This window comes from Massilia sp. LXY-5, assembly GCF_059801075.1.
Genome location: NZ_JBNNEH010000002.1, coordinates 1,140,346 through 1,166,441, shown reverse-complemented (window position 1 = coordinate 1,166,441; position 26,096 = coordinate 1,140,346). Strand labels below are relative to the sequence as shown.

General features: G+C 62.7%; 25 protein-coding genes. 9 read left to right on the top strand and 16 right to left on the bottom strand.

Annotation, left to right across the window (positions count from 1 at the left end):
- Nucleotides 1-176: 176 nt before the first annotated feature.
- Nucleotides 177-530, bottom strand: coding sequence for a hypothetical protein (locus ACI48I_RS08805; protein ID WP_498573935.1), 354 nt, complete (start codon nt 528-530; stop codon nt 177-179).
- A gap of 2,105 nt (nt 531-2,635) precedes the next feature.
- On the opposite strand from ACI48I_RS08805, the gene ACI48I_RS08800 reads away from it, so the two are divergent.
- From ACI48I_RS08800 to ACI48I_RS08790, 3 genes are read left to right on the top strand one after another with little or no spacing between them, the layout of a single operon-like run.
- Complete coding sequence (locus ACI48I_RS08800; RefSeq protein WP_498573934.1) at nt 2,636-4,186, top strand: pilus assembly protein TadG-related protein; 1,551 nt, start codon at nt 2,636-2,638, stop codon at nt 4,184-4,186.
- On the top strand, nt 4,183-4,662 hold the full coding sequence (locus ACI48I_RS08795) for a TadE/TadG family type IV pilus assembly protein (RefSeq protein ID WP_498573933.1): 480 nt from the start codon (nt 4,183-4,185) through the stop codon (nt 4,660-4,662). The genes ACI48I_RS08800 and ACI48I_RS08795 overlap by 4 nt, the downstream gene beginning before the upstream one ends.
- Nucleotides 4,649-5,248 (top strand): TadE/TadG family type IV pilus assembly protein, encoded by a 600-nt coding sequence (locus tag ACI48I_RS08790; RefSeq protein ID WP_498573932.1) that lies wholly within the window; start codon nt 4,649-4,651, stop codon nt 5,246-5,248. The genes ACI48I_RS08795 and ACI48I_RS08790 overlap by 14 nt, the downstream gene beginning before the upstream one ends.
- Before the next feature lie 1,223 nt (nt 5,249-6,471).
- On the opposite strand, the gene guaA is transcribed toward ACI48I_RS08790, so the two are convergent.
- Together guaA and guaB are read right to left on the bottom strand one after the other, a co-directional pair.
- Complete coding sequence (gene guaA / locus ACI48I_RS08785) at nt 6,472-8,082, bottom strand: glutamine-hydrolyzing GMP synthase (RefSeq protein WP_498573931.1); 1,611 nt, start codon at nt 8,080-8,082, stop codon at nt 6,472-6,474.
- Between the two features lie 152 nt (nt 8,083-8,234).
- Entirely contained in the window at nt 8,235-9,695 is a 1,461-nt protein-coding gene (guaB, locus tag ACI48I_RS08780) for an IMP dehydrogenase (RefSeq protein WP_193685512.1), read from the bottom strand.
- 162 nt (nt 9,696-9,857) lie between these two features.
- On the opposite strand from guaB, the gene ACI48I_RS08775 reads away from it, so the two are divergent.
- Nucleotides 9,858-10,376, top strand: a complete 519-nt coding sequence (locus tag ACI48I_RS08775; protein ID WP_193685511.1) for a DUF4124 domain-containing protein — start codon at nt 9,858-9,860, stop codon at nt 10,374-10,376.
- A gap of 10 nt (nt 10,377-10,386) precedes the next feature.
- Here the strand turns inward: ACI48I_RS08775 and ACI48I_RS08770 are convergent, their stop codons facing one another.
- Nucleotides 10,387-10,701 carry an RnfH family protein gene (locus ACI48I_RS08770; RefSeq protein WP_498573930.1) on the bottom strand — a complete coding sequence of 105 codons (315 nt, stop codon included), beginning with the start codon at nt 10,699-10,701 and terminating at the stop codon, nt 10,387-10,389.
- On the bottom strand, nt 10,691-11,125 hold the full coding sequence (locus tag ACI48I_RS08765; RefSeq protein ID WP_193685509.1) for a type II toxin-antitoxin system RatA family toxin: 435 nt from the start codon (nt 11,123-11,125) through the stop codon (nt 10,691-10,693). The genes ACI48I_RS08770 and ACI48I_RS08765 overlap by 11 nt, the downstream gene beginning before the upstream one ends.
- 97 nt (nt 11,126-11,222) lie before the next feature.
- Here ACI48I_RS08765 and smpB point away from each other — a divergent pair, with 97 nt between their 5' ends.
- On the top strand, nt 11,223-11,672 hold the full coding sequence (gene smpB, locus ACI48I_RS08760) for an SsrA-binding protein SmpB (protein WP_193685508.1): 450 nt from the start codon (nt 11,223-11,225) through the stop codon (nt 11,670-11,672).
- Between the two features lie 141 nt (nt 11,673-11,813).
- On the opposite strand, the gene ACI48I_RS08755 is transcribed toward smpB, so the two are convergent.
- From ACI48I_RS08755 to ACI48I_RS08740, 4 genes are all read right to left on the bottom strand, one after another.
- On the bottom strand, nt 11,814-12,980 hold the full coding sequence (locus ACI48I_RS08755) for a multidrug effflux MFS transporter (RefSeq protein WP_498573929.1): 1,167 nt from the start codon (nt 12,978-12,980) through the stop codon (nt 11,814-11,816).
- Between the two features lie 85 nt (nt 12,981-13,065).
- The gene (lepB, locus tag ACI48I_RS08750) at nt 13,066-13,737 is read right to left on the bottom strand and encodes a signal peptidase I (protein WP_498573928.1); all 672 of its coding nucleotides are present in this window, start codon (nt 13,735-13,737) and stop codon (nt 13,066-13,068) included.
- A gap of 112 nt (nt 13,738-13,849) precedes the next feature.
- The gene (locus ACI48I_RS08745; protein WP_498573927.1) at nt 13,850-14,026 is read right to left on the bottom strand and encodes a hypothetical protein; all 177 of its coding nucleotides are present in this window, start codon (nt 14,024-14,026) and stop codon (nt 13,850-13,852) included.
- Nucleotides 14,023-15,204 carry a PepSY-associated TM helix domain-containing protein gene (locus tag ACI48I_RS08740; protein WP_498573926.1) on the bottom strand — a complete coding sequence of 394 codons (1,182 nt, stop codon included), beginning with the start codon at nt 15,202-15,204 and terminating at the stop codon, nt 14,023-14,025. The genes ACI48I_RS08745 and ACI48I_RS08740 overlap by 4 nt, the downstream gene beginning before the upstream one ends.
- A gap of 107 nt (nt 15,205-15,311) precedes the next feature.
- Here ACI48I_RS08740 and ACI48I_RS08735 point away from each other — a divergent pair, with 107 nt between their 5' ends.
- Complete coding sequence (locus ACI48I_RS08735; RefSeq protein WP_498573925.1) at nt 15,312-17,498, top strand: TonB-dependent receptor; 2,187 nt, start codon at nt 15,312-15,314, stop codon at nt 17,496-17,498.
- Between the two features lie 239 nt (nt 17,499-17,737).
- Here the strand turns inward: ACI48I_RS08735 and ACI48I_RS08730 are convergent, their stop codons facing one another.
- From ACI48I_RS08730 to ACI48I_RS08710, 5 genes are read right to left on the bottom strand one after another with little or no spacing between them, the layout of a single operon-like run.
- Nucleotides 17,738-18,097 (bottom strand): hypothetical protein, encoded by a 360-nt coding sequence (locus ACI48I_RS08730; protein ID WP_498573924.1) that lies wholly within the window; start codon nt 18,095-18,097, stop codon nt 17,738-17,740.
- Nucleotides 18,098-18,150: 53 nt separating this feature from the next.
- A complete protein-coding gene (locus tag ACI48I_RS08725) occupies nt 18,151-18,978 on the bottom strand; it encodes an SDR family oxidoreductase (protein ID WP_498573923.1) in 828 nt (275 codons plus the stop codon).
- Nucleotides 18,975-19,895, bottom strand: coding sequence for an SPFH domain-containing protein (locus tag ACI48I_RS08720; protein ID WP_193685500.1), 921 nt, complete (start codon nt 19,893-19,895; stop codon nt 18,975-18,977). The genes ACI48I_RS08725 and ACI48I_RS08720 overlap by 4 nt, the downstream gene beginning before the upstream one ends.
- Nucleotides 19,896-19,926: 31 nt before the next feature.
- Nucleotides 19,927-20,349: an NfeD family protein gene (locus ACI48I_RS08715; protein ID WP_193685499.1), complete on the bottom strand. Its 423-nt coding sequence runs from the start codon at nt 20,347-20,349 to the stop codon at nt 19,927-19,929.
- 23 nt (nt 20,350-20,372) lie between these two features.
- Nucleotides 20,373-20,753, bottom strand: coding sequence for a hypothetical protein (locus ACI48I_RS08710; RefSeq protein WP_498573922.1), 381 nt, complete (start codon nt 20,751-20,753; stop codon nt 20,373-20,375).
- A gap of 162 nt (nt 20,754-20,915) precedes the next feature.
- On the opposite strand from ACI48I_RS08710, the gene ACI48I_RS08705 reads away from it, so the two are divergent.
- Nucleotides 20,916-21,146: a hypothetical protein gene (locus ACI48I_RS08705; protein WP_498573921.1), complete on the top strand. Its 231-nt coding sequence runs from the start codon at nt 20,916-20,918 to the stop codon at nt 21,144-21,146.
- 123 nt (nt 21,147-21,269) lie between these two features.
- Here ACI48I_RS08705 and ppsA read toward each other — a convergent pair whose 3' ends face one another.
- A complete protein-coding gene (gene ppsA, locus ACI48I_RS08700) occupies nt 21,270-23,624 on the bottom strand; it encodes a phosphoenolpyruvate synthase (RefSeq protein ID WP_498573977.1) in 2,355 nt (784 codons plus the stop codon).
- A gap of 256 nt (nt 23,625-23,880) precedes the next feature.
- Here ppsA and ppsR point away from each other — a divergent pair, with 256 nt between their 5' ends.
- Both ppsR and ACI48I_RS08690 read left to right on the top strand, forming a co-directional pair.
- Nucleotides 23,881-24,729, top strand: coding sequence for a posphoenolpyruvate synthetase regulatory kinase/phosphorylase PpsR (ppsR, locus tag ACI48I_RS08695; RefSeq protein ID WP_193685493.1), 849 nt, complete (start codon nt 23,881-23,883; stop codon nt 24,727-24,729).
- 93 nt (nt 24,730-24,822) lie between these two features.
- Nucleotides 24,823-25,551 (top strand): hypothetical protein, encoded by a 729-nt coding sequence (locus ACI48I_RS08690; RefSeq protein ID WP_498573920.1) that lies wholly within the window; start codon nt 24,823-24,825, stop codon nt 25,549-25,551.
- On the opposite strand, the gene ACI48I_RS08685 is transcribed toward ACI48I_RS08690, so the two are convergent.
- Entirely contained in the window at nt 25,505-26,041 is a 537-nt protein-coding gene (locus tag ACI48I_RS08685) for a GNAT family N-acetyltransferase (protein WP_498573919.1), read from the bottom strand. The genes ACI48I_RS08690 and ACI48I_RS08685 overlap by 47 nt on opposite strands.
- Nucleotides 26,042-26,096: the final 55 nt, after the last annotated feature.

The window sequence follows — 26,096 nt, the reverse complement described above, 5'->3', positions numbered from 1 at the left end:
GTGCTCGGTCTGGAGCGCCGGCATATCCGGCCTGCCGAACTGGGCCTGACTGTCCACGGGATTCGGGGCGCAATAATGGCGATACGCACACGCCGCACAGTCGGTTGCTGCGCTCTCGCTCGCCTGCCTCAATTGCTGCCTGGTGGGCGACGCCAGCAGCTGGTCGAGCGAATCGGTCACCCTGCCCATGCGCAGGCTGGCATCGCCCGTCTCAAGAGCATGCGAGCCTCATCGCTCGGATAGACCCAGCCGTCGTAATTGTAGTCCAGCACACTCGAGCCAGCGCCGGTTGGACTTTGAAGATCGACATAGCCGGCGTCGAACGTCGACAGGATCTTGTTCATCACGATCGACATATAGACTTCGCGCAGCTGAACGCCCTGCTCGTTCCACCACAGGATGCGTCGCAAAGCACGCTCGTAGAAGACCTCGAATTTTTCATGCATGTAGCCGACGCGCGCCAGGTTGCGCTTGGCGAAGCCGTAGATGCTCAGTGGGCGCAGAAAGATTTCCTTGAAGCCGAGCCGCACATACTCGTCGACAATCTCCTCCGGGAATTCGAGACGCTTTCGTCGTCGTCATCAATGCTGACACGGCGTGCTCGCCAATACGCTGCCGGGCCAGCGCGATGCCTTCCAGGGTACGCTTATAGCTTTCCCTTCCCGGTACGGGGCGGTTGCGGTTGTGCATGTGCTCTGGTCCATCGAGACTTGTCGAGAGGACGACGTCATACGCGCGAAAGAAGTCGCACATTGCCCCGGTCAGCTGGTGCAGCGTCGATGCGACCACGAAGCGCAGGCGCTTCCGTCCTCCATTGTTCAGTTGAGTCAGCTTCTCGACCGCCCGGACGATCAGGTCGAAGCGCAACAATAGGTCGCCCCCCTGGAACTCGACCGTAACGACGGGCCGGCAGCGACCGTTTCCCGTTTTGCTGCGCGCCGCGCGGCAAGCAGGCGCTCTTTCCCGATGTTACGTCCGTGGTTTGGAAAGAAAAAACGTGCCGCCAGTTCAGCCCTGCGGCTGGGGGAAAGCTTGTCAGGGTCGTTGAGCAAGCTATCGAGTTCATTGTGGTGAAGGAAGAGGTGATCGCCTGACGCCGAGATACCTACCAGGGTTCCGTCGGTGAGCCGTCGTACGTCAAACGGCATCCCGCTGCTCTGCAGGCTAGTGGCGCACGCCGGGGATTCGAACTGACGCTGAGTTAGGCTTGGGCTGCGACTTACTCTCGAGCGAGGGTGAAAAAGCCAGCGGCTGCATCAGTCAAAGCTCTCTTTACGTTTTAGCAGGCAAGCTTATCAGTATCCTCGAGGAAAAATATCTCACATTGTCACTTCCGGCAAATTTTCGTGGCGCATAAGCTCGGTATCGCCCATCGCCTTGGCGACAGAGCCCATGAGGTCGTTTGAGCAGTCCGTTAATTTCAACTACTTGCGACGCTTGCCAGCGCTGAAACCCCGACTTACCAAGGGCAGACACGTTTTCTTGTCAGAAGCGGGCACTGCCATGGTGCTTCTTGAGTGAAAGCTCTCAGTCACGGAAATGACTGTATTTGGCGCCGCAAAACCAGATTCGCTAGGCCGGAATCGTTACTTGGTGCGTACTGGCGGCACTTGGTCGCACACCTAGTATCAGTCAAAGACACAGAATGTTGCGTGCCATGGATGACCGGATCGCCACCACTGCAATGAGGAGAATCAGATTGTGCAGCCACGCCGGTATGCACGACAGCAACGTACAAAGGCGCATTTGTTTCCTTCGATGATGCGAATCAATGTTGCAAGACACTCTGATTGCAGAGGAATCGACCTTAGTCCACACTCGATCGAGCAAGTTTTCATCAGGAAATAACCGCACTACTGCAAATACAAGGGAAGACATGGACTCGGATAACGTTTGGCCTGCGAAGCGGCGTCGATACTGGTCATTCATAGCGCTTCTCTACTCACTTTTAGGCTGGACGCTTTTCGACGCGTGGCTATTCCTGATAGGCGCCGGATTTTCATTGCATTTGTTTGCCGCAATTCCCGGGGCATCGCTTGTTATATGGTCTGGCCGCGGTCCAGCATTCGACCGTAGTAATGTGGAGGCTGAACGCGGCACGAGTCCAGCGACGGAATCCTGGCAGGCTGGAATGTCATGCGGCCTGCTCTATGTTTCAGGTGTGATTTTCGGAGTCCTATTCCTCGCCGGAAGCCTTACCCTGCTCGGAATGGCTGCTATTTCCCTCGCCTTTGCCCCGTGGGCTCGCCTGTCTTTCAGCCGTGACAAGCTCGCCATATCCTGCGTGAGCGCAATGGGCGGATTTGGATCTGCCATTGCGATAGGACACAAGTCTATCGACACGATGTTTCTACCCCTCGCCGCCTGGGCGTTCTGGTCGTGTGCATGCTGTGCATTGCTGCTTAGGAGGGAGCAACGACGGCGTATCACGCACGAGAAGAATGGGTCAACGAATGCTGTTGAACCAGAGCCCTGCACGATCCACTGCGCTGGTTAACGAGCATTAGCGGCAGCGCTAGCCTGGGCCGTTGGGCTAGTTTTAGAACGATGGCCTTTGATAGTTTCCAATCCAGAACTATTTCTTCTAAGTTAGAGCTATCGAGTATTTCAACGGTCTCGAGGATATGAGGCAATTATGACATCTGGGCAGAATGCATTTCGTGGAAGGCGCAGCGCCTGCACAAGTCCATTGGCTATATCGCGCTCTGTGAAAAACAGGCGCCCCAGGCAGCAAGGTGCCTTTGCTGTGATGTTCGTTCCATTGCTGATAGTAATGCTCGGCTTCTGGGGCCTTGCCGTGGATATCGGACAGATCTACAACCGCAAAGTCGACCTGTACGGAATAGCCAAGGCGGCCGCGCTCGCAGCTGCACGGGAGCTCGACGGCACTCCTGCAGGACTTGTTGCGGCGAGGAACGCAGCGAGTGTGGCCGTAGCAAATCTCCGCTACCGAAACTATGGTAGCGGCACTGCCTTTACGTGGCACGACGACGCCCTCAGTTTCGGCACCACCTCATCGCGTACTGGAACCTGGGTTACCTCGGCCGGAGCAGCCCAGGCTGCGGAACTCTTTTTTGCACGTGTCGATACCGCAGGTCTTGATCCAGCCATTGGCGAAGTCGAGACCTTTTTCATCAGGATCCTCGACAGCAGCCTGGCGAAGGTTCAGCTCAGCGATAGTGCGATCGCTGGGCGCACATCGGTGAAGGCAATGCCGATCGGGGTCTGCGCGATGTCCCCGGATGCCGCGGCAGCGCGTCCTGCCACCAGCTCTTCCGGGGCCACGCTCTCGGAGCTGGTGCAATATGGGTTTCGTCGCGGGATCAGCTACGACCTGATGAAACTCAACCCAAATAACACAACGCCAGCCCGTTTTGCAATCAACCCCGTCTCCGAGCCTGGAACAAATAGCCAAGGCTTCAACATCCCAGCGCTGGCACCCTTCGTATGCAGCGGGTCCATGTGGATTAGACGGATAACAGGCAGCCCTATCCGCGTCTCCGAACTCCCCGACACATCTCCCCTTGCATCGTTGAGTACTGCGCTCAACACGCGTTTTGACACCTACGCAAACACGTCCTGCGCCCCGAGCAGCGCTTCACCGGACATCAATATCAAGTCATATGCATACGACCAAGCCGGTATCGTCAAATGGATGAGCCCCAACAAAGGTACACCAGCCGTGGCAACGACGACAGCCCGTGGCAAGATTGAGCCCGTCATTGACTTGCCGGCGCCGCCAGCAACACCTGGGGAGTACGGCCCTTTGTGGGCATATGCGAAGGCAGCCAAGGCGCCTTCCCCTGTGACTTCGCCCGAACCGCCCGGCGGCTATCCGACGTTTTCTCACACGGACTGGCCCACCCTGTACCCGTCGGGTCCCACTTCTTCAAATTACCCGACATCGCCGCCAGTGCCCTATCTTTCGTCTACCACAGCCAGCGGCTATTACCAGGCTCCGAGCCTGGCCAACAGACCCATGGCGGTCCCGCACCGGCGGGTACTGAACATCCCGCTGCTCTCATGCAGCCCGTCAGCGCCATCCGGCGCGAACGCACCGGCCACAGTGGTCGCGATCGGGAAGTTTTTTATGACCGTACCAGCGACCGACAACAGTCTCATCGCCGAATTCGCCGGATTGATTCCCCTGCAATCGTTGCCAGGTCACGTGGAGCTCTTCCCATGAAAAAATTCCCTCCTGCAGTAGTCCGCAGATCAACGAAATACCAGGCCGGCGTAGCTGCCGTAGAGTGCGCACTCCTGCTGCCGGTTCTCATAGCGTTCCTTACACTAGGTTTCTTCACTGTAAGCATATTCTGGCATTACACGATGGCACAGAAAGCGGCACAGGACGCCGCCCGCTACCTGTCTACCGTGCCCGTAGCAGAAATGATGACACCCGCCTCGGCACGAGCGGCAGGGGACCTTGCCCAAGAGATCATTCGACGGGAAATCGCTGAGGTTTCATCGAGTTCTGAAATTGGTACTCTCGAAACGTTCTGTGATACGTCGAATTGCGGCGGCAACGCAGCGGGAACGCTCCCTACGACCGTCCGCGTTCATTTTTTGATCTCAATGTTCGACCCTTTCGGGCTTGTTGACACGGGGTGGTATGGCTTGCAGATTACTGCCAATTACACCATGCGCTATGCCGGCAACTAACCTGTCGCGGCGCGACGCCTGGCGCCCACTCAAGACACAGGCCGGTACTGCAGCAGTCGACTTTGCGCTGCTCGCCGTCATTTTTTTTATGTTTGTTTTCGGCATCATCGAACTGGCGCGCGTCCTGTTTGTGATTAACACCCTGCATGAGGTCACGCGCAGGACTGCCGCTGCTGCAGTGAACGTCTATCCGCGTGACACCGCCGCAACTGCCAGGGTAAGGCAATACGGGATCCTACGAAGCTCGCCTGGTGGGCTCGTGCTTGGGAACCCCGTTACGGACGAACATGTCCGTTTGGAATACCTGCGGTTTGACCTGTCTGTGATACCCGAGGCATTGTGGCCAAACGACGCGGCCGTGAACAGGCGGATTTGCATGAGTGATTTGCGTGCGCCCACATGTATCCGCTTCGTTCAGGTCCGAATTTGCGACCCAGCCATAACGGACCAGTGCAATACAGTGACTGCGGAGATGATATTGCCGTTGGTCGATCTGCGCGTGCCATTTCCTCGAGCAACGACCATTGTGCCTGTCGAGTCATTGGGATACGTCCAAGGAACCCTTCCGCCGGCCGCGCTGCTATGAGGCGCGTGCCGGCAAGGCGGGCTGCAGATGAAGGCGGCTTGGAATCGGCTGAAACAGCACGCAGGCGCCGCACTCGCTATCGCGTCTGTCCAACGTTGCGAACGATGCCAGATGCAACCGCCTCGCCAGTTAGCTTTCGCAATCCCTTTCGCTAAAGCCTGTTTCGGTCGCAAGTGCTCCTAAAGCCATCCGGCAACATTACGCAGCAGGCGATACCAAGCCTTCAGTCGACTCCCCTTTCCAAGACCTGGCCTGGGTGCCCCCCATGTTTTCGTCCCTTTTGTTCTGTCGCTAGCTGCTCGCTGCCGAGCGCCGACGCCACCGCAAACTTTCGCTCAATGGTCGCTCTCGTTACCTGCTCCTCCTGAAGCATGCCTGACAGCTCCTGGATTTTCTTGTCGAGTCTATCGCCACGCCCAGGCCAGTTACGGCCGGGCGCACCTTCCTGGCTCGCCGCCCTGACATCTTGCTGCGCTACCTCTCCGTGCTGTGCACGCGTGAAGCGATATTTTGTCGCGCCTTTTCCTCTGTCGTTGAACAATCGTTCCACAACGGTTCAACGAGCGTTCAACAGGATGGAAGCGGCAGCCGCAGAAACTCGTTGTTGAACACCCGTTCAACAAGCGTTCAACAACGGTTCAACACCTATGCCGCGAGAAGCACCCGAACCAAAGCGGCTGAGAAACAGAGGTACCTCGTTCATCGGCCACGTCGAGCGAAAATCGCCTCGATTTCGGGCTTGAGAGCGCCAAATTGGCACCAGCGAGAGTTTTCGGGCTCCTCAAGCATCTCGCCTGACAGGCACGGGCGTTTTGCTGTGCCTGAGCACGTTTCCTGGTCCCCGCAACCTTGGCTATGCCTCAAGCGGGCGGTGCGCTCGTTACGCGAATCGGCCTCGGCCGCAATAGAAGTTTTGTCCCGCCCTCCCGGGTGGACCCTGTTTTATCTGGCGCTCAAGGCTTTCGTCTTGCGTGCCACCGTTCCTTCCGTCAAGGAAGACCCGCCCGCACCGCAAGTCGGAGAGGCAAGCGATCGCTTGGCCTCGTTGAGCATCTCCCTTGCCTCTGCCAGTTTGATCCCGTCCGGACCGTACCTGCCGAGGACCAGCGTCTCTTGCCGCCCATTGATCGCATAGTTGTAACGAAAGGATAAAAAAGCCCCTGAAATCAGGGGCTTCCTTGTGCTCTATTGCCTGAGCTTGCGGGCTACTGCCGAGTTGTTGATTATTCCCACTCAATCGTCGCCGGCGGCTTCCCCGAAATATCATAAACCACGCGATTGATCCCGCGCACTTCGTTGATGATCCGGTTCGACACCTTCCCCAGCAGCGAATGCGGCAGATGCGCCCACTGCGCCGTCATGAAGTCGAGCGTCTGCACCGCGCGCAGCGCGACCACGTATTCGTAGGTACGCCCGTCGCCCATCACGCCCACCGATTTCACCGGCAGGAACACGGCAAACGCCTGGCTGGTCGCTTCGTACCAGTTCACCGGCGCCTTGCCGGCGTCGATGCCGGCGACCGGCGGCAGTTCGAACGGGGTGTTGCGCAGTTCTTCGATGAAGATGGCGTCGGCTTCGCGCAGCAGGTCCGCGAATTCCTTCTTCACTTCGCCCAGGATGCGCACGCCCAGGCCGGGGCCCGGGAACGGATGGCGGTAGACCATGTTGTGCGGCAGGCCGAGGGCGACGCCGAGCTTGCGCACTTCGTCCTTGAACAGTTCGCGCAGCGGTTCGAGCAGTTTCAGGTTCAGGGTTTCCGGCAGGCCACCCACGTTGTGGTGGCTCTTGATGGTCTGGCCCTTCTTGCCCTTGCCTGCCGATTCGATCACGTCCGGGTAGATCGTGCCCTGGGCCAGCCACTTCGCATTGGTCAGCTTGCCGGCTTCGACCTGGAACACTTCGACGAATTCGCGGCCGATGATCTTGCGCTTCTGCTCGGGGTCGTTCACGCCGGCCAGGTGGCCGAGGAACTGGTCTTCGGCATCGATGCGGATGACCTTGACGCCCAGGTTCTTCGAGAACATGTCCATCACCATCTTGCCCTCGTCCTTGCGCAGCAGGCCGTGGTCGACGAAGACGCAGGTCAGCTGGTCGCCGATGGCGCGGTGGATCAGGGCTGCGGCCACGCTCGAGTCGACGCCGCCCGAGAGACCCAGGATGACTTCGTCGGTGCCGACTTGCGCGCGGATCTTTTCGACGGCTTCGCCGATGTAGTCGGGCATGTTCCAGTCGGATTTGCAGCCGCAGATCTCGTGCACGAAGCGGCCGATGATGGCTTCGCCTTGCGTGGTGTGCGTGACTTCCGGGTGGAATTGCAGCGCGTAGAAGCGGCGCTCTTCGTCGGCCATGGCGGCGACGGGGCAGCTGTCGGTGGAGCCCATCAGCTTGAAGCCTTCTGGCATTTCCAGGACCTTGTCGCCGTGGCTCATCCAGACCTTCAGCATGCCGTGGCCTTCGTCGGTGACGAAGTCGTTGATGCCGTTCAGCAGTTTGGTGTGGCCTCTAGCGCGCACTTCGGCGTAGCCGAATTCGCGGACCTTGCCGTTTTCCACCTTGCCGCCGAGCTGGGCGGCCATGGTTTGCATGCCGTAGCAGATGCCGAGCACGGGGACGCCGAGTTCGAACACGGCTTGCGGGGCGCGCGGGGAGTCGCCTTCCAGCGTGGAGTTGTGGCTGCCGGAGAGGATGACGCCGGAGGCGCCGTAGTTGCGCACGAATTCGTCGTCGACGTCGTAGGGGAAGACTTCGGAGAAGACGCCGGCGTCGCGGACGCGGCGGGCGATCAGTTGGGTGACTTGGGAGCCGAAGTCGAGGATCAGGATTTTGGAGTGCATTGGGCCGATTTAAAGAAGTGATTCGAATTCAGGGGCAGCGCGTGGCGTCGCGGATGATTATCGGGTGCAGACGCGTGGGCTCGGGGAGCCCACCCTACGGTGCACGACCGATGCAGATGCAAAAAAAGCGGCCGCATTGGGCCGCTCTTGCATTACTCCGAACGGTAGTTCGGCGCTTCCTTGGTGATCTGGACGTCGTGGACGTGCGATTCGCGCATGCCCGCCGAGGTGATCTCGACGAATTCCGCCTTTTCGCGCAGTTCGTCGATCGTCGCGCAGCCGCAGTAGCCCATCGACTGGCGCACGCCGCCGACCAGCTGATAGATGATCGCGAGCACGCTGCCCTTGTAGGCGACGCGCCCTTCGATGCCTTCCGGGACGAACTTGTCGGCCTTGGCCGAGGCGTCCTGGAAGTAGCGGTCGGCCGAGCCTTCGGCCATTGCACCCAGCGAACCCATGCCGCGGTAGGATTTATAGCTGCGGCCCTGGTACAGGATGACTTCGCCCGGCGCTTCTTCGGTACCGGCGAACATCGAGCCCATCATGACGGTCGAGGCGCCCGCTGCCAGTGCCTTCGAGACGTCACCCGAGTAGCGGATGCCACCGTCGGCGATGCAGGGCACGCCGGTGCCGGCCAGCGCTTCGGCCACGTTCGAGATCGCGGTAATCTGGGGCACGCCGACGCCTGCGACGATGCGGGTAGTGCAGATCGAGCCGGGACCGATGCCGACTTTGACTGCGTCAGCGCCGGCCTCGACCAGCGCCCTGGCGGCGGCGGCGGTGGCGATGTTGCCGCCGATGACGTCCACGTGCGGGTAGCGGGTCTTAATGGATTTCACGGTGTCCAGGATGCCCTGCGAGTGGCCGTGGGCGGTGTCGACCACCAGCACGTCGACGCCGGCCGCGACCAGCAGCTCGACGCGCTCGCGATCCTTCTCGCCGACGCCGACCGCCGCGCCGACCAGCAGCTTGCCCTGCGCATCTTTCGATGCGAACGGGTGCTCGTGCGACTTCATGATGTCTTTCACGGTGATCAGGCCGCGCAGTTCGAAGGCGTCGTTGACGACCAGCACGCGCTCGAGGCGGTGCTTGTTCATCAGGCGCTTGGCTTCTTCCGTGTTCGCTTCCTCGTTCACGTACACGAGTTTTTCGCGTGGGGTCATCTTGGTGCGGGTTTCCGCATCCAGGTTGTCTTCGAAACGCAGGTCGCGGTTGGTGATGATGCCGACCACCTGCTTGCCCTCGACGACCGGGAAGCCCGAGAAGCCGTGTTGGTGCTGCAGGGCGATGACGTCGCGGATCTTCATCGTCGGCGGGACGGTGATCGGATCGCGCAGCACGCCTGCTTCGAAACGCTTGACGCGCGCAACTTCGCGGGCCTGGTCGGCCGGGCGAAGGTTCTTGTGGATAATGCCGATGCCGCCTTCCTGCGCCATCGCGATCGCCAGACGGGCTTCGGTCACGGTATCCATCGCGGCCGAGAGCAGCGGGATGTTCAGCGTGATGTTGCGGGTCAGCTTGGTGCGAAGGGAGGTGTCGGCCGGAAGAACATTGGAGTAGGCCGGGACGAGCAGCACATCATCGAACGTGAGTGCTTTTTGAAGTAGACGCATAGCATTTTCCTATAGGCGCAAAAGCGAATTATACAGAAAGCCGCGAAAGTCGTCGCACGTTGGGTAAAAAAGACCGTTTCCGCACGGCTTCGTTGACAGCCGCGGGGAATCATGGAGAATCGCACTCAGTTGCTAAAGAGTTGCCACACGAAAATATCCACCATGCCAAGATCGCTTCGCCCCTCCCTGTCCCGCTGCGCCGCCGTGCTCCTGTTCTGCTGCGCCGGCCTTGCGCAGGCCCAGTTCGTCTGGATCGGCCCGAACGGCACCCGCGTGTATTCGGACCAGCCGCCGCCGCCCGGCACGCCGGCCGCGAAGATCCTGAAGGGACCGGGTCGCGCGGCGCCGCCGCAGGTGCTGGAGGCCGGGAAGGAAGCGAAGGAGGAAGACAAGGCGCCTGCTCCCGCGAAGCCGAAGCCTCCGACCCTGGCGGAGCGCGAAGCCGACTATCGCAAACGCAGGCAGGAGAGCGAGGACGCGCAGCGCAAGTCGCAGGCGCAAGCGCAGCAGGCGGCGGCCCAGGCCGAATATTGCGAGAACCTGCGCAAGCACAAGCGCCTGTACGACTCGGGAATCCGGATCGCCGACGTCGGGGCGGACGGCCAGAAACGATTCGTGAGCGATGCCGAGCGTGCCGCACTGGCCGAGCGCACCGCCAGCGAAATGAAAGAATGCCGCTAGGCGCCTTCCCTCATTTCCGGGCGCCGGCTTCCTTCTTTGCCGCACGCTTGCGGCGCGAATCCTTGGGGTCGGCCACCAGCGGGCGATAGATCTCGATGCGGTCATGCGCGCGCAGGACGGTATCGAGGGTTTTCTTCTTGGCGAAAATGCCGACCGGCTGGGTCACCAGGTTGATGTCGGGGAAGGCGGCGAGCACGCCGCTGGCCTCGATCGCCTGGCCGATCGTCGTGCCGGGAGCGACGTCGAGCGGCCGCAGGAATTCCTGCTGCGGCGTCGCATAGCAGACCACCACCGCGAGGGTGCCAGCCGCCCCATCAGACACCATAGACCACCTCGGCGCGCTTGCAGAAGGAATCGACCATGTTATTGGCGATCATCCCGAACACGGGTCCGACGAGCTGTTCGAGGATAATGCTCGAGAACTCGTACTGCATGTCGAAATCGATCTTGCAGGCGTCTTCACGCAAGGCCTTGAAATTCCAGGTGCCTTCCAGCATTTTGAAGGGGCCGTCGACCAGGTGCATCTTCATCTGCGTCGGACGCTGGTTGTGGTTCGAGGTGGTGAAGCTCTGCTTGACGCCGTGGAAGTTGATGCCGAGGCTGGCCACCAGCTTGTCGTCGCTGCGTTCGAGCAGCTTGACGCCGCTGCACCAGGGAAGGAACTTCGGATAATCTTCCACCTTTGCCACCAGATCGAACATCTGTTCAGCGCTATAGCCCAGGAAAACTGATTTGTGCACTACTGCCATTGGTCAACCGTTTGTTATGATGTTGGACAAGTTGCATTTCGCGGCCATTCGGCCGCGACAGCTGTAGTTTAACCGACCCGCGGATTTTCGCTATTTCATGAGCATCGCTGACAATAAAAAAGCATTTTTCGACTACTTCATCGAGGACCGTTACGAAGCGGGCCTGGTGCTCGAGGGCTGGGAAGTCAAGGCCATTCGCGAAGGACGCGTGAACATCAAGGAAGCCTATGTCGTCGTGCGCGGCGACGAGCTGTTCCTGTTCGGCTGCCACGTGAGCGCGCTGACCACTGCCTCTTCCTTCAGCCACCCGGAAGCCCTGCGCACGCGCAAGCTGCTGCTGCACCGTGCCGAGATCGACAAGCTGCGCGGCAAGGTCGAGCGTTCGGGCTATACGCTGGTGCCCTTGAACCTGCATTACAAGGGCGGGCGGGTGAAGTGCGAAGTGGGCCTGGCCAAGGGCAAGAAGCAGCACGACAAGCGCGCGACCGAGAAGGATCGGGATGCCAAGCGCGAGGTGCAGTCGGCGATGAAGACGAACCGGCGGTGATTCGCGGCGCGGTGTGCACATGTATGTAAACGCGTGGGCTCGGGAGCCCACCCTACCTTACGCAATTGTCGTTGGCTGCAGTGCACCGTAGGGTGGGCTCCCGAGCCCACGCGTAAACCGTGAGCAGCCCGCAGCCAACGCTCAAGCCAGCTTGCTGGCCCTCCACGCCCCAAAACTCAACACCAGCCCCACCCCCACCCCGCAAGCCAGTTTAAAAGCGCTGTCGAACAGCACCGGCGCCACCAGCCCCGACACCAGCGCGAACGACATCATCTGGATAAACCCCAGCATCGACGAGGCCAGCCCGCGATTGTCCGGAAACAGCCCCAGCGCCGTCATCTGCACCGCCGGCATCGCCACGGCCAGGCCGAAGGTATAGATCGCCAGCGGCAGCACCGCCCAGGGAATCGCGGCCGGGAACAGCGCGTTGTAGCCGATGTTCAGCACCGCCGCCGCCAGCATGGTGCCGAAACCGATCCACTTCAGGCGCCCGGCCGCCATGTGCGCCGCGCGCTTGCCGCCCCAGGCGGAACCGAGCACCATGCCGCCGATCAGCGGAATGAACATCCAGGCAAAGGCCGTTTCCGGCAGCCCGAGAATGACCATCACGAAATTCGCGGCGGAGCCGATATACAGCGACAGGCCGCCGAAGGACATGCCGACCGACAGCGACAGCAGCAGGAACTGCGGATTGCGCAGCACCTTCAGGTAATTGGCCGCGATCGTCGCCGGATGGAAAGGCTGGCGCTTCTCGACCGGCAGGCTTTCCGGCAGCAGGCGCAGCGTCAGCACGATCAGCAGGGTGCCGAAGGCAGCCAGGAACCAGAAAGTCGAGCGCCAGCCGAAGTGCACGTGCAGCCAGCCGCCGAGGATCGGCGCGATGGCCGGCGCCAGGCCGAACACCATCATGATGTTCGACATCATCTTCTGCGCTTCGGCGCCCTTCAGGCGGTCCTGCACGATGGCCTGGCCGATGACGGAACCGGCGCCGGCCGACAGTCCCTGCAGCGCGCGGCAGGCCAGCAGGAAGCCGAAGCTTGGGGCAAAGGCCGCGCCGACCGACGCCAGCGTATAGATCGCGAGCGCGACCAGGATCACGCGCCGCCGTCCGAAGGAATCGGACAGCGTGCCGTAGAACAGCATCATGAAGGCAAAGCAGAACAGGAAGACCGACAGGGTCTGCTGGACGGCGACCGGACCGACATTGAAATCGCGGCCGATGGCCGGCATCGAAGGCAGATAGGTGTCGATGGCTAGGGCCCCGGCCATGCCGAGGCAGGCCAGGACGACGGTCAGGATTCTGTACATCAGGGACTTTCAGTGAAGCGGGAAGGCCGAGATTGTACAGAATATTAGGTCAGCTCATCGGGAGCGGGCCCGGAGCGGCAGCCGCTTAGTAGCGCAGGGACATGCCGAAGCGGTCGAAGCGCGGATGCCAGTTACCGAGCGTATCGGCCGAGACCAGCACCCGCTCGGCGCGGCCGATCAGCAGATTACGCGGCACGAAGCCGATGTAGCGCGAATCGGCGCTGTTGTCGCGGTTATCGCCCAGCATCATGTACTGGTCCGGCGGCACCGTCACCGGTCCGAAATTGCGCGCCGGCGAATCGATCTGCGGGAAGAATTGGACGCGGCGCGCGTGGCCATCGAGGCGCTCGTTGATGCGCAGCGCCGGCACTTCGCCCTTGCCCGCCGGTTCCATCACCTGCTGCACGGCGTCGTACTGGGCATGCTGGCCATTGATGATCAGCATTTCGTTGCGCATCTCGACCACGTCGCCCGGCAGTGCAACCAGGCGCTTGATCAGGCGCGTGCCGTCCTTCGGCGAACTGAAGGTGACGACGTCGCCGCGCTGCGGTTCGCCGGTGCGGGTGACGATGGTGTCGGTCAGCGGCACCTTCAGATCGAAAGCCAGGCGGTTCACGAACACCACGTCGCCCTCGAGCAGGTTCGGCCGCATCGAGGACGAGGGAATCGGGTTCCAGTCCGCGACCGCCGTTCGGAACACGCCGAACAGCAGCATGAAAGCGATAAAGCCTTTGTTGGCGCGGATGAAGTTCTTCACTGGAGTCTCCCGATGTGTGGTGGTTGGTGTCTCCACTTTATACGGGGCAATTCTTTGGAAAAGCTTAAGCTTCAGGCAACGAAAGGCGGCTTAAGGAAGGCTTCAGAAATGCTCAGCTGCGCCAGCCGCGCAGGCCGTACCAGAAGCCAACGATGACCGGGACGCCGAGCGCAAAAGCGGACAGGACGTCCCAGATGCCGTCGCCCAGCAGCGCGCTGAGGAGGCCGATCGTGGTGAGCAGGCCGAGCAGGATCGGCATGCCCCACAGTTTCAGGAAAGGGCTGTTCATCGCCCTTCCCCGCTGCGCACCAGTGCCCGCGCCGGCGTTCCCGTTTGCCGCGCGACGGCCTGTGCATGCCGCCTGAGCGCGCGCCCACGCTGGAACCACAAATACAGTCCGCTGCCCAGCACCACGATGGTCGCGAGGTCGAGCAGCGCCCACAGGAACTTCATCCAGCCGCCGCCGTAGTCGCCGAAGTGCAGCGGCTGCGAGATCAGCAGGCCCGTCAAATACCACGGCAGGTCGCGGTGGTCGGTGATGGCGCCAGTCTGGGCGTCGATCAGCACCGGCTTGTACAGGCGCGAGGAAAAGGCTTCGTTGCCGCGCATGTAGACGCCGTAGTGATGGGGACTGGCGAACGGCGTGCCGGGGAAGGCCACGAAACCGACCTGCATCCCGGGCGCCGCCTTCTCGGCTGCCTTGACGGCCGCGTCCATCGAGGCCAGTTTCGTCGGCGGCGGCGCGCCCTTGTAGGGTTCGAGCATGGCCGCGATCTCGGTCGCCTGCCAGTATTTCAGCAGCACGTCGGCCCAGGTATTGACCATGCCGGTCGCGCCGACGACCAGCGCCCACACCAGCGTGACGATGCCGAGCAGGTTATGGAGGTCGAGCCATTTCAGGCGTGCGGTGCGGCCGTGGCGCACGGTGCCGAAGTCGAGCTTGCGCATGAAGGGCGCGTACAGCACCACCCCGCTGACGATGGCCACCAGCAGGAGCAGGCCCATCAGGCCCAGGAACAGCTTGCCGGGCAGGCCCGCGAACAGGTCCACGTGCAGGCGGAACATGGTCGACATGAAGGCGCCGCCCTCGAAAGCCGGCTCGGTGATGAGCTTGGCCGTGCGCGCGTCGACCGCGATCGGCTTGTAGTGTTCGTCGGTCGGGTGGTCGCCCAGGGTGACGTTCCAGATCGCCGGCTCGTCCGTCTCCTGCGAGATGTACATCGTGATCTTGTTCGGATACAGGGCGCGGGCGGCGGCGATCACGTCGTCGACATTCGCGCGCGGCGGATCGGCTGCCAGAGTGGAATCCAGCTTCGGCGCCTCGACATCGTTGCCCAGCAGGTGGCCGATCTCATGGTGATAGATCAGCGGCAGGCCGGTCAGGCACAGCAGGAGCATGAAGATGGTGCAGACCAGGCTGCTCCATTTATGGATCCAGGACCAGCGGCGTAGGGAATGCGATGACATGTGGCGCTTGAAGAAGATGAGTACAGATAATAATGGTTCTCATTTACAGCCGCAAGCTTCGCGTGCATAATAATGATAACTATTCTCATTCAAGAACAATACTACCGATGAACCAGCTCCGCCTTACTCCCCTCGCCTTTGGCGCTTTCGTCTTCATCTCCGGCCATGCCGGCGCCCAGACCGCCGCTCCAGACACCCCTGAACAGCCGATCCAGACCGTCGTCGTCACCGCCTCGGCCGACGCCTCGGCCCAGGGCCTGCCGAAGGATTTCGCCGGCGGCCAGGTAGCGCGCGGCGGCCGCATCGGCCTGCTGGGCAATGTCGACATGATGGACACGCCCTTCAACACCACCAACTACACCCACGCGCTGATCCAGGACCAGCAGGCCAGGAGCGTCGCCGACGTGGTCCAGAACGACCCCTCGGTGCGCGTGGCGCGCGGCTTCGGCAATTACCAGGAGCTGTATGTGATCCGCGGCTTCGCCGTCAACTCGGACGACCTCGCCTATAACGGCCTGTACGGCCTGCTGCCGCGCCAGTTCGTGGCCTCCGAACTGCTCGAGCGCGTCGAAGTCTTCCGCGGTGCGAACAGCTTCGTAAACGGCGCGGCGCCGGGCGGCGGCGGCATCGGCGGCATGATCAACCTGGTGCCGAAACGCGCGCCGAACGCGCCCCTGAACCAGGTGACGCTGGGCGTCGAGAGCGGCGGCCAGCTGTACGGCGCCTTCGACCTGGCGCGCCGTTTCGGTCCCGAAGGCCGCGCCGGCCTGCGCATCAACGGCGCGCGCCGCGACGGCGACACCGCCATCGACCGCGAGGGCCGCGAACTGTCCGTGTTCTCGGTCGGCGCCGACTACCGCGGACGCGGCTGGCGGGTGTCGGCAGACGCCGGTTACCAGAACCACCGGCTGGACAAGGCACGCCCGAGCGTCACCGTCGCGGCCGGCTTGCCTATCCTCGAAGCGCCCGATGCCGACAGCAACTGGGCCCAGCCCTGGACGGTGTCGAAGGAACGCGACGTGTTCGGCACCCTGCGCGCGGAAGTCGATCTCGGCAAGGATTCGGTCGCCTGGGCCGCCTTCGGTGCGCGCAAGGGCGACGAATCGAATGTGCTCGCTTCGGCCGACGTCTTCGCCCGGGACGGCAGCGCCACCATGAGCCGCTTCGACAATGTGCGCGAGGACGAGGTGCGCACCGGAGAGCTAGGCGCCCGCACGAGCCTGCGTACCGGCGCGATCGGCCACACGCTGTCGGCCACGGCCTCGGGCTTCCACAGCGAGTCGCGCAACGCCTTCGCGCTTGGTAACGCGCTGATCAACACGAACATCTACCGTCCCACGGACGCGGCCGCGCCGGGCTACCTCGCCTACCCCGGCGGGAACATGAGCGATCCGCTGTTGACGCGCAAGACCATCCTGTCGAGCGCGGCGATCGCCGACACCCTCTCCTTCGCCGGCGACAAGGTCCTGCTGACGCTCGGCCTGCGCCACCAGCGCATCAGGGATGCCGGCTACGACTACGCCACCGGCATCGAGAACTCGCGCTACGAATCGAGCGCCAACACGCCGGTCGCGGGCCTGGTCTACAAGCCGGCCGAGGGTGTGTCCCTGTACGCGAACTATATCGAGGCGCTGCAGCCCGGCACGGTTGCCACCAGCTTCGACCGCGCGCATCCCTTCGCCAACGAAGGCGAGGTGCTCGCGCCCTACACCTCGCGCCAGAAGGAAATCGGCGTGAAGGTCGACGCCGGCAAGTTCGGCGCCAGCGCGGCCCTGTTCACGACCAGCCAGCCGCAGACGAATGTCCTGAACAATACCTTCGGCCTGTTCGGCGAACAGCGCAACCGCGGGCTGGAGCTGTCGGTGTTCGGCACGCCGGCCAGGGGCCTGCGCCTGCTGGGCGGCGCCACCCTGCTCGACACCCAGCAGCGCCACACCTACAACGGCGCCACCGACGGCCGCGAGGCGATCGGCGTGCCGGAAATGCAGTTCAACCTCGGCGCCGACTGGAGCGTGCCGGGCGTGCAGGGCCTGTCGCTGAACGCGCGCGCCGTGCACACCTCGGACCAGTTCGCCGATGCGGCCAACCTGCAAAGGCTGCCGTCCTGGACCCGCCTCGATATCGGCGCCACCTGGATGACGCGCGTGATGGCGCGCGACGTGACGCTGCGTGCCCGCATCGACAATGTCGCCAACCGTAGCTACTGGGCGTCGAGCGGCGGCTATCCGGGCTTCGGCTACCTGGTGGCGGGTGCGCCGCGCACGGTGAGCGTGTCGGGGTCGATCGACTTCTGAGCATGTAGGGTGGGCACTGCGTGCCCACGCGTTGCGGCGGCTGCACACCACTGACTTCACGTTATCCCGCAACTGCGCGACCGCCGAGACGGCGTGGGCACGGAGTGCCCACCCTACGAGCTGATGCTGAAGGGGCGCAATGTCGCATGGATGCCGTCGCTGCGCGGCCCTCGACGAGGGTTCGGCAGTGGTGCTGGTCGGGGCGGCGCACTTGCCCGGACCATGGGCTGCTGCGCGCCTCAGTGGACGGCGAACCGAAGCGCGGTCCCGAAGCCGGATGCCAGTATCATCAACAGGAAAAATCCGAGGCACCGAAGCAGCGCGCGGGCACGCTCGCCGCGCGGGCGGGTGCGCAGCAGGTAGATCGGCAACACGACCGGCGTCAGCGTGACGACGCCAGTGCTCATCCAGCGCGAGGGCAGGAACAGGCGCGCTTCGCTATCGAGCCGGTACCAGTAGAACGGTAAAAAGCTCGACAGGAAGGCCGACACCAGGACCCACCACGCGGGCGGCATGGCGGATGTCGGTTCGAGCGGCTCGAGGAGTCCGGAAACCAGCATCAGCGCCAGCATGGCCATCAGTACGTGCTTCGTGCGCATTGTTTCACCTCACCACGTTCGACAGCCGGCCGTATGCATGTTCGTGGTCTTGCCTACCCATGCGGCTTGACTTCGTCCTTCAAGGCCGCCAACGCCATTTTTTCGACCATGCCCGGCGCCAGCAGCTTGAGGAAGCGCCCGAGCTTCCCCTTGGCCGACATCACCACCTCGCGCCTGCGCGCATTCATGCCCTCGATGATCAGGCGCGCGCACTCCTCGACGCTCATCGCGCCCTCTTCCTTCAAGCCGCTCGCTCCCGCCGCCTCGCCCTGCGCATTGAAGCCGCGATAGCGGATTCTGGTTGCGACCACGCCCGGATACGCTGTCGTCACGCTCACGCCGGCGCCCTTCACTTCCGCCCGCAGCGCCTCGAAGAAGCCGGTCATCGCGAACTTGGTGGCGCTGTAGGCGGTGCGTCCCGGCACGCCGATCAGGCCTGCGAGCGAGGAGACGGCGACGATGCTGCCGCGCGCATCCTTGAGATGCGGAAGCGCCGCCTGGGTGCACCAGACGCTGCCCCACAGGTTCACCCGCATCAGCTCTTCATACCAGCCGAGGTCCTCGACCTCTTCGAACAGGGCGTGCGCCGAGCGCCCGGCGTTGTTGACCAGGACATCGATGCGGCCGAAGCGTTCGACGGCCGTGATCACCAGCCTGCGGCACTGGATCTGCACGCCCACATCGGTCGGCACCGCGAGCACCTGTGCACCGAAAGCGGCGCATTCGGCCGCCACTGCGTCCAGCTGCGCGGCGTTGCGGGCGGCCAGCACCAGCGCCAGGCCCGCGCCCTCCTTCGCCGCCAGCTGGCGCGCCATCTCGGCGCCGATGCCGTCGGAGGCGCCGGTGATGATGATGACCCGCGGCGTTGGTGCCCCGGTCATTTCTGCGTCTTCACGATCTGCAGCGCGCTGGCAATCAGCCCGCTCATCTCGCCCAGGTTGGCCGGCACGATGATCGAGTTATTCGTCTTGGCCAGCTTGCCGAAGGCGTCGACATAGTGTTCGGCCACGCGCAGGTTCATCGCGTCTTCGCCACCCGGATCGCGGATCGCGGCGCCCACCTGGCGCAGCGCCGTGGCGCTGGCCTCGGCGATGGCGACGATCGCGCTCGCCTCGCCCTGGGCGCGGTTGATCGCGGCCTGGCGCTCGCCTTCGGAACGCGCGATCGAGGCTTCGCGTTCGCCGCTGGCGATGTTGATCTGCTCCTGGCGCCGTCCCTCGGACGCCGCAATCAGTGCCCGTTTTTCGCGCTCGGCGGTGATCTGGCGCTGCATCGAATGCAGGATCTCGGCCGGCGGCGTCAAATCCTTGATCTCGTAGCGCAGCACCTTCACGCCCCAGTTCGCGGCCGACTCGTCGATGGCGTTGACGATCGTGGTGTTGATGTGGTCGCGCTCCTCGAAGGTTTTATCGAGCTCCATCTTGCCGATCACCGAGCGCAGCGTGGTTTGCGCCAGCTGGGTGATGGCCTGGATGTAGTTCGACGCGCCGTAGGAGGCGCGCATGGCGTCGGTCACCTGGAAGTACAGGATGCCGTCCACCTGCAACTGGGTGTTGTCCTTGGTGATGCAGACTTGCGGCGGCACGTCGAGCGGGATTTCCTTGAGCACGTGCTTGTAGGCGATGCGGTCGATGAAGGGGATCACGATGTTCAGGCCCGGCGCCAGCGTCGCGTGGTACTTGCCGAGGCGCTCGACCACCCAGGCGTGCTGCTGGGGGACGACGTTGATCGTCTTGAAGACGAAGACCATCGCGATGATGAAAATGACCAGCGCTACCGTTCCGAACGAGAATTCCATGAGCATGCTTTCAAGATGAGTATTCGTTTGTTTATGAATTTGCGACGATCAGGCGGCTGCCCTGCACTTCGACGATGCGGTATTCGCCGGCTTCGGGCAGCGCGCCCGGGCCGAGTTCGACATCCCACAGCGCACCGCGGTACATCACGCGCGCCCGGCCGCCCTGCCAGCTGGGAACGCTGACACGCTCGCCGATGTCGAGGTTCACGTTGTGGTCGCGGTTGGCGCTTCCCTTGGCCGGCCGGCCGAAACGGCTGCGGTGCAGGATGCTGGTGGCGACGACGCCGACCACGGCCGCGACCAGCGTCTGGATCGGTCCGCTCAAGCCCAGCAGCGCGGCGATGCCGCCGAAGGCCAGGCCAATGGCGATCATCAGCAAATAAAAGGTGCCGGTGAACAGTTCGGCGATCACCAGGATCCCCGCACCGACCAGCCAGTTCATCCAATCAAGCATGGCGTTCTCCTGTCGGGCAGTACTCAGCCGCTCTTGCGCGGCGTGAAAATCGGCGAGACCGGCGCCTTGGCCTCGGGCGCCTTGCAGGTTCGTTCGCAGCGCTGCCAGGTGCTCTCGCAGGCCGCCGTGCGCACGATGCGCCGGTTCTGCACCGCCGAGTGCTCGCCGGCCCGCACCGGCTCCGGCGAAGGTGCGCCAGTCTTCGCAGCCGTGCGCGCCAGCTGGTTTTTCTCCTGCATCACCAGCAGGCCCTCGCCGTCTTCGGCCGCCAGCTGCGCCACGTCGGCCTTGCAGGCACGGCGTTCGCTGTCGCAGACGGAATGGCAGAAAGTTGGCTCGGCCGCAAGGACGGCGTGCGAGACCAGCATACCCGCCAGGGTGAGGAGCAAGGGTGCGAGGCGCATGTATCTCTCCAGTCAATGTGAAAAACCCCCGCCGCCGCAGGGCTGACGAGGGTTACCAAAAGTTTAACCCGTTCCCGGGATGAGTCAAGACTTTTGTTGCCGTTAGGCTATTAATAAATTCTTAATCGCGACCCACGACATTATCGTCCCGAAAGCAGTATCTTGAACAATTCATTCATCACTGAAATATCTGTCATTGCCAACGAGAATTGGCGCAAGGGCCGGAACCGGCCTATAAAGGGAGTATCGGTGATCGCAGGATGCACCGCAATGCAATCCCAGGAGATGGAAATGAAACGATTGGTCAGAACTGTCACGCGCCTCTTGATGCGCATGTCCCGCCACCGCGCCGAGCGGTTCATGGAACGACAGGCAGCCGGCGGCTGCAACTAAAGCCGGCAAGGTACGACGCACACGCCAACCATTCGGTTGGCGTTTTTTTTGGCGCATCGCCGGTGCGAAAAAAAACCCTCGCCACCAGCAAGGTGAGCGAGGGTTTTTCCGGTCCAGCGAAGCTTACATCTTCGCCAGCTTCTGCCAGGTCTCGATCACCGAGTCCGGATTCAGCGACATCGACTCGATGCCCTCTTCCACCAGCCACTGTGCGAAGTCAGGATTGTCCGAAGGACCCTGGCCGCAGATGCCGATGTACTTGCCCTGCGCGCGGCAGGCCTTGATCGCCAGCGACAGCATGGCTTTCACGGCCGGGTCGCGCTCGTCGAAATCGGCGGCCAGCAGCGGCATGCCGGAGTCGCGGTCCAGGCCCAGGGTCAGCTGGGTCAGGTCGTTGGAACCGATCGAGAAGCCGTCGAAGTGTTCGAGGAAGCGCTCGGCCAGGATGGCGTTCGACGGCACTTCGCACATCATGATGACGCGCAGGCCGTTTTCGCCGCGCTTCAGGCCGTATTTCGCCAGCAGGGCAATGACCTTCTCGGCCTGGCCCAGGGTGCGCACGAACGGGATCATCAGCTCGACGTTGGTCAGGCCCATCTCTTCGCGCACGCGCTTCATCGCGATGCATTCCATCTCGAAGGCTTCGGCGAAGTCTTCGGCCAGGTAGCGCGCGGCGCCGCGGAAGCCCAGCATCGGGTTTTCTTCGTCCGGCTCGTAGCGCGAACCGCCGATCAGCTTCTTGTACTCGTTCGACTTGAAGTCGGACAGGCGCACGATGACCGGCTTCGGCCAGAAGGCGGCGGCGATGGTCGCCACGCCTTCGGCCAGCTTGTCGACGTAGAAGGCTTTCGGCGAAGCGTGGCCGCGGGCGACCGATTCCACCGCCTTCTTCAGGTCGGCGTCGATGTTCGGGTACTCGAGGATGGCCTTCGGGTGCACGCCGATGTTGTTGTTGATGATGAACTCGAGACGCGCCAGGCCGACGCCGTTGTTCGGCACCGACTGGAAGTCGAAGGCCAGCTGCGGGTTGCCGACGTTGAGCATGATCTTGGTCGCGATCGGCGGCAGTTCGCCGCGCGATACTTCCGTGATTTCCGTTTCCAGCAGGCCGTCGTAGATCTTGCCTTCGTCGCCTTCGGCGCAGGAGACGGTGACGAAGGTGCCGTCCTTCAGCACTTCGGTCGCGTCGCCGCAGCCGACGACTGCCGGCACGCCCAGTTCACGGGCGATGATGGCCGCGTGGCAGGTGCGGCCGCCGCGGTTGGTGACGATGGCCGAGGCGCGCTTCATGACCGGTTCCCAGTTCGGGTCGGTCATGTCGGCCACCAGCACGTCGCCCGGCTGCACGCGTTCCATTTCCGACGGGTCGGTAATCACGCGCACCGGACCGGCGCCGATCTTCTGGCCGATCGCACGGCCCTGCGTCAACACCGTGCCGCTGCCCTTCAGGCTGAAACGCTGCTGGGCGTCGGTCGCCTTCTGCTGCGATTTCACGGTTTCCGGACGCGCCTGCAGGATGAACAGCTTGCCGTCGCGGCCGTCCTTGCCCCACTCGATGTCCATCGGACGGCCGTAGTGGTTCTCGATGATGACGGCATACTTGGCCAGCTCGACGACTTCCTCGTCGGTCAGCGAATAACGGTTGCGCATCTCGATCGGCACGTCGACGGTTTTCACGGAACGGCCGGCTTTCGCCTCGCTGGTGAATTCCATCTTGATCAGCTTCGAGCCGATGTTGCGGCGGATGACAGGCTTCTTGCCCTGGGCCAGCATCGGCTTGTGGACGTAGAACTCGTCCGGGTTGACCGCGCCCTGCACCACGGTCTCGCCCAGGCCGTAGCTCGAGGTGATGAAGACGACGTCCTTGAAACCGGATTCGGTGTCGATCGTGAACATGACGCCGGCGGCGCCCAGGTCCGAGCGCACCATGCGCTGCACGCCGGCCGACAGGGCGACTTCGGCGTGGGTGAAGCCTTTATGGACGCGGTACGAGATCGCGCGGTCGTTGTAGAGCGAGGCGAAGACGTGCTTCATCGCTTCCAGCACGTTGTCGATGCCGACCACGTTCAGGAAGGTTTCCTGCTGGCCCGCGAACGAGGCGTCCGGCAGGTCTTCGGCGGTGGCCGAGGAACGCACGGCAAAGGACATCTCGGCGGTCGAGTCGGCGACCAGGCGCTCGTAATAGCTGCGGATTTCGTTTTCCAGGCGCGGCTGGAACGGGGTTTCGACGATCCACTGGCGGATCTCGGCGCCAGCGGCGGCGAGCGAGCGCACGTCGTCGATGTCGAGGCCTTCGAGGCGGGTGGCGATGCGGTCGGCGAGCGAAGGACCGCCGTCGATCGAATGCTCGAGGAAGTCGCGGAAGGCCTGGGCCGTGGTGGCGAAGCCGGTCGGCACGCGCACGCCGGCTTCGGCGAGCTGGCTGATCATTTCGCCGAGCGAGGCGTTCTTGCCGCCGACCGATTCGACATCGGTCATGCGCAGGTTTTCGAACGGGGCAACGTAGACACTCGCCCCTTGCTCGGGTTCTTTCAATACTGCATTAGACAGGTTAGTCATGGTAATACACCTTACTTGATGATGGAAACCTTTGGTGCGGCTGCGGATGCGTGTTCTTGTTATTCTTGGCGCGGTGCAGCACAATGCAAAATCCGTTGCCGAGCATTCTACCCCGTGTGCCCCGGATTCACATCGCACAACACTGCAAACCCGACAGTATTAATAAAAAAATACCATGACGCTCGACGCCCGCCCTTCGCTGCCCCCGCCGACCCGCACCGTGTTCTTCGTTTCCGACGGTACCGGCATCACCGCGGAGACCTTCGGCCACGCGGTGCTGAGCCAGTTCGAGATGCGTTTCCGCCAGATCCGCATCCCTTTCATCGACACGCTCGACAAGGCCAGGGACGCCGCGCGCCGTATCAACGAACACTATGCCGCCGACAACCAGCGCCCGATCGTCTTCTCGACCCTGGTGAAGCACGACCTGTCGGGCGTGATCCGCGCGTCGAACGGCATGCACATGGACCTGTTCCAGACCTTCGTCGCCCCGCTCGAGATGGAACTGGGCGTGAAATCCACGCACACGATCGGCCGCATCCACAATGTCGTCGATTCGGAGGAATACAAGAACCGCATCGAGGCAATCAATTTCTCGTTGGCACATGACGATGGCCAGTCGCACAAGAACCTGGCCGAGGCCGACGTCATCCTGGTGGGCGTCTCGCGCTCCGGCAAGACGCCGACCAGCCTGTATCTTGCAATGCAGTACGGCATCAAGGCGGCCAACTATCCGCTCATTCCCGACGACTTCGAGCGCGGCAAGCTGCCTTCGTCCTTGCCGCCGTTCAAGCACAAGCTGTTCGGCCTGACGATCACGCCCGAGCGCCTGGCCCAGATCCGCGAAGAGCGCCGCGCCGGCAGCAAGTATGCGTCGATCGAGAACTGCCGCTATGAGGTGAACGAGGCGGAGATGATGATGAAGCGCGAAGGGATCCGCTGGCTGTCGTCGACCACCAAGTCGATCGAGGAGATCTCGACCACGATCCTGCAGGAAATTAAGCCGGACCGGCGCGAGTATTGATCGGCGCTTCCGTTTGTAACCTCACCATCTTGAACCGACCTGGAAAGATACGGCATGCCCGATCTCGATTCACGTGAGTATGAAATAAGCAAGTTGCGCGAGCAAAAACGGTTCGACGAAGCCCTGGCCCTGCTGGAGCACCTATTTGCCGAGTTCGAGCGCGAGTCCGAACCGTCCAGGTCGCGCCATTTCATCCTGATGGTGGAGTTCCAGGCGCTGGCCGAAGACTACGCGCCGGCCCGCCGCTCCCTGTCCGCCATCCGCGCAGAGCAGGCGGCGCGGGCGCTGGCCGGCGACCTGTACCGCGGTGCCGGCGACGGCAAGGAAGACAGCTTCCCACGTCTCACCCGATTTTCGCTCGTGGTCGAGATCGACCGGATCCTGGGCGACACGCGGCCGACCTACGAGCTCTTCGCCCGGCTCGACGCTGCCCAGCCCGCCTTTGCACGCCGCTATGCCGGGCTTGCCCTGCCAGCGGTGGTCGAGGCCGGCGACTTCAACCTGGCGGACCGTTACCGCCGCGATCCCCTCGCCATGCTGGGTGAGGTCAACCGGAACGCCCGCAGCATGCCGCTGTTCCCGCCTTCCGGCCAGGCCCCACGAGTCGCCGCGGAGCTGATGAACCTCACCAGGGACGTGCAGCTCGCCATGGCCGTGCTGCGCGGACAGGGCAAGCAAGCCGAGGCCGTTGATTTGCGCCGTGCCCTGCTCGACGGCCTGGAAGCGGCGGAAGTGCGCGCGCTGGCGGAACGCGAACTGGACGCATCCGGGACGATCAATCGGGAACTCGTCGAGCGTTCGATGGCAGGGGAAACCAGCTGAGATCGGGACGGACCTGACGCCAGCCTCCTGATCGGCCTCTGGCAGCGTCCTTCTGCATGAACACAGACAGCGGATCGTCCGGATAATCGCCGAACGGGCCGCGGTACCGGTAACCCAGGCGCTCGTAAACGATCAGCGCTTCCGGTTGCGTCGGTCCCGTTTCCAGCATGAACCTGCGGCACCCCTGCTCCGCCGCCTTGCCTTCCAGCGTTTCGATCAGCCGCCGTGCGAGGCCGCGGCCGCGTGCTTGCGGGCGCACGTACATCCGCTTGACTTCGCCGTATTCCGGCTTCAGGACGATGGCCCCGCAGCCCAGTGCGGCGCCGGCGGCGTCGCGCGCGACGGCGAACAGCACGCCCGGGTGCTGCAGCGAGGAGATGTCGAGCGCATACACGTTCTCGGCGGGATACAGCGAATACAGGTAGGCATCGAGCTCAGCGATCAGCGCATGCACGTCGGGTTGATCAGGGGATTCGAAGGTAATGTGCATGCGCGCTCGCGGTGTATAAAGCTGACAGTTAAAAGTTTATCATCGGTTACCGGCC

What these genes read in the sequence shown, in the direction of transcription:
- ACI48I_RS08730 (WP_498573924.1), bottom strand. Translation starts at nt 18,097, where the DNA reads ATGCGCACGAAGCACGTACTGATGGCCATGCTGGCGCTGATGCTGGTT.
- guaA (WP_498573931.1), bottom strand. Translation starts at nt 8,082, where the DNA reads ATGCACTCCAAAATCCTGATCCTCGACTTCGGCTCCCAAGTCACCCAA.
- ACI48I_RS08725 (WP_498573923.1), bottom strand. Translation starts at nt 18,978, where the DNA reads ATGACCGGGGCACCAACGCCGCGGGTCATCATCATCACCGGCGCCTCC.
- ACI48I_RS08740 (WP_498573926.1), bottom strand. Translation starts at nt 15,204, where the DNA reads ATGTCATCGCATTCCCTACGCCGCTGGTCCTGGATCCATAAATGGAGC.
- ACI48I_RS08765 (WP_193685509.1), bottom strand. Translation starts at nt 11,125, where the DNA reads ATGGCAGTAGTGCACAAATCAGTTTTCCTGGGCTATAGCGCTGAACAG.
- ppsR (WP_193685493.1), top strand. Translation starts at nt 23,881, where the DNA reads ATGACGCTCGACGCCCGCCCTTCGCTGCCCCCGCCGACCCGCACCGTG.
- smpB (WP_193685508.1), top strand. Translation starts at nt 11,223, where the DNA reads ATGAGCATCGCTGACAATAAAAAAGCATTTTTCGACTACTTCATCGAG.
- ACI48I_RS08755 (WP_498573929.1), bottom strand. Translation starts at nt 12,980, where the DNA reads ATGTACAGAATCCTGACCGTCGTCCTGGCCTGCCTCGGCATGGCCGGG.
- ACI48I_RS08685 (WP_498573919.1), bottom strand. Translation starts at nt 26,041, where the DNA reads ATGCACATTACCTTCGAATCCCCTGATCAACCCGACGTGCATGCGCTG.
- ACI48I_RS08775 (WP_193685511.1), top strand. Translation starts at nt 9,858, where the DNA reads ATGCCAAGATCGCTTCGCCCCTCCCTGTCCCGCTGCGCCGCCGTGCTC.
- ACI48I_RS08790 (WP_498573932.1), top strand. Translation starts at nt 4,649, where the DNA reads ATGCCGGCAACTAACCTGTCGCGGCGCGACGCCTGGCGCCCACTCAAG.
- ACI48I_RS08745 (WP_498573927.1), bottom strand. Translation starts at nt 14,026, where the DNA reads ATGAACAGCCCTTTCCTGAAACTGTGGGGCATGCCGATCCTGCTCGGC.
- guaB (WP_193685512.1), bottom strand. Translation starts at nt 9,695, where the DNA reads ATGCGTCTACTTCAAAAAGCACTCACGTTCGATGATGTGCTGCTCGTC.
- ACI48I_RS08800 (WP_498573934.1), top strand. Translation starts at nt 2,636, where the DNA reads ATGACATCTGGGCAGAATGCATTTCGTGGAAGGCGCAGCGCCTGCACA.
- ppsA (WP_498573977.1), bottom strand. Translation starts at nt 23,624, where the DNA reads ATGACCGATGTCGAATCGGTCGGCGGCAAGAACGCCTCGCTCGGCGAA.
- ACI48I_RS08710 (WP_498573922.1), bottom strand. Translation starts at nt 20,753, where the DNA reads ATGCGCCTCGCACCCTTGCTCCTCACCCTGGCGGGTATGCTGGTCTCG.
- ACI48I_RS08720 (WP_193685500.1), bottom strand. Translation starts at nt 19,895, where the DNA reads ATGGAATTCTCGTTCGGAACGGTAGCGCTGGTCATTTTCATCATCGCG.
- ACI48I_RS08735 (WP_498573925.1), top strand. Translation starts at nt 15,312, where the DNA reads ATGAACCAGCTCCGCCTTACTCCCCTCGCCTTTGGCGCTTTCGTCTTC.
- ACI48I_RS08795 (WP_498573933.1), top strand. Translation starts at nt 4,183, where the DNA reads ATGAAAAAATTCCCTCCTGCAGTAGTCCGCAGATCAACGAAATACCAG.
- ACI48I_RS08770 (WP_498573930.1), bottom strand. Translation starts at nt 10,701, where the DNA reads ATGGTGTCTGATGGGGCGGCTGGCACCCTCGCGGTGGTGGTCTGCTAT.
- ACI48I_RS08715 (WP_193685499.1), bottom strand. Translation starts at nt 20,349, where the DNA reads ATGCTTGATTGGATGAACTGGCTGGTCGGTGCGGGGATCCTGGTGATC.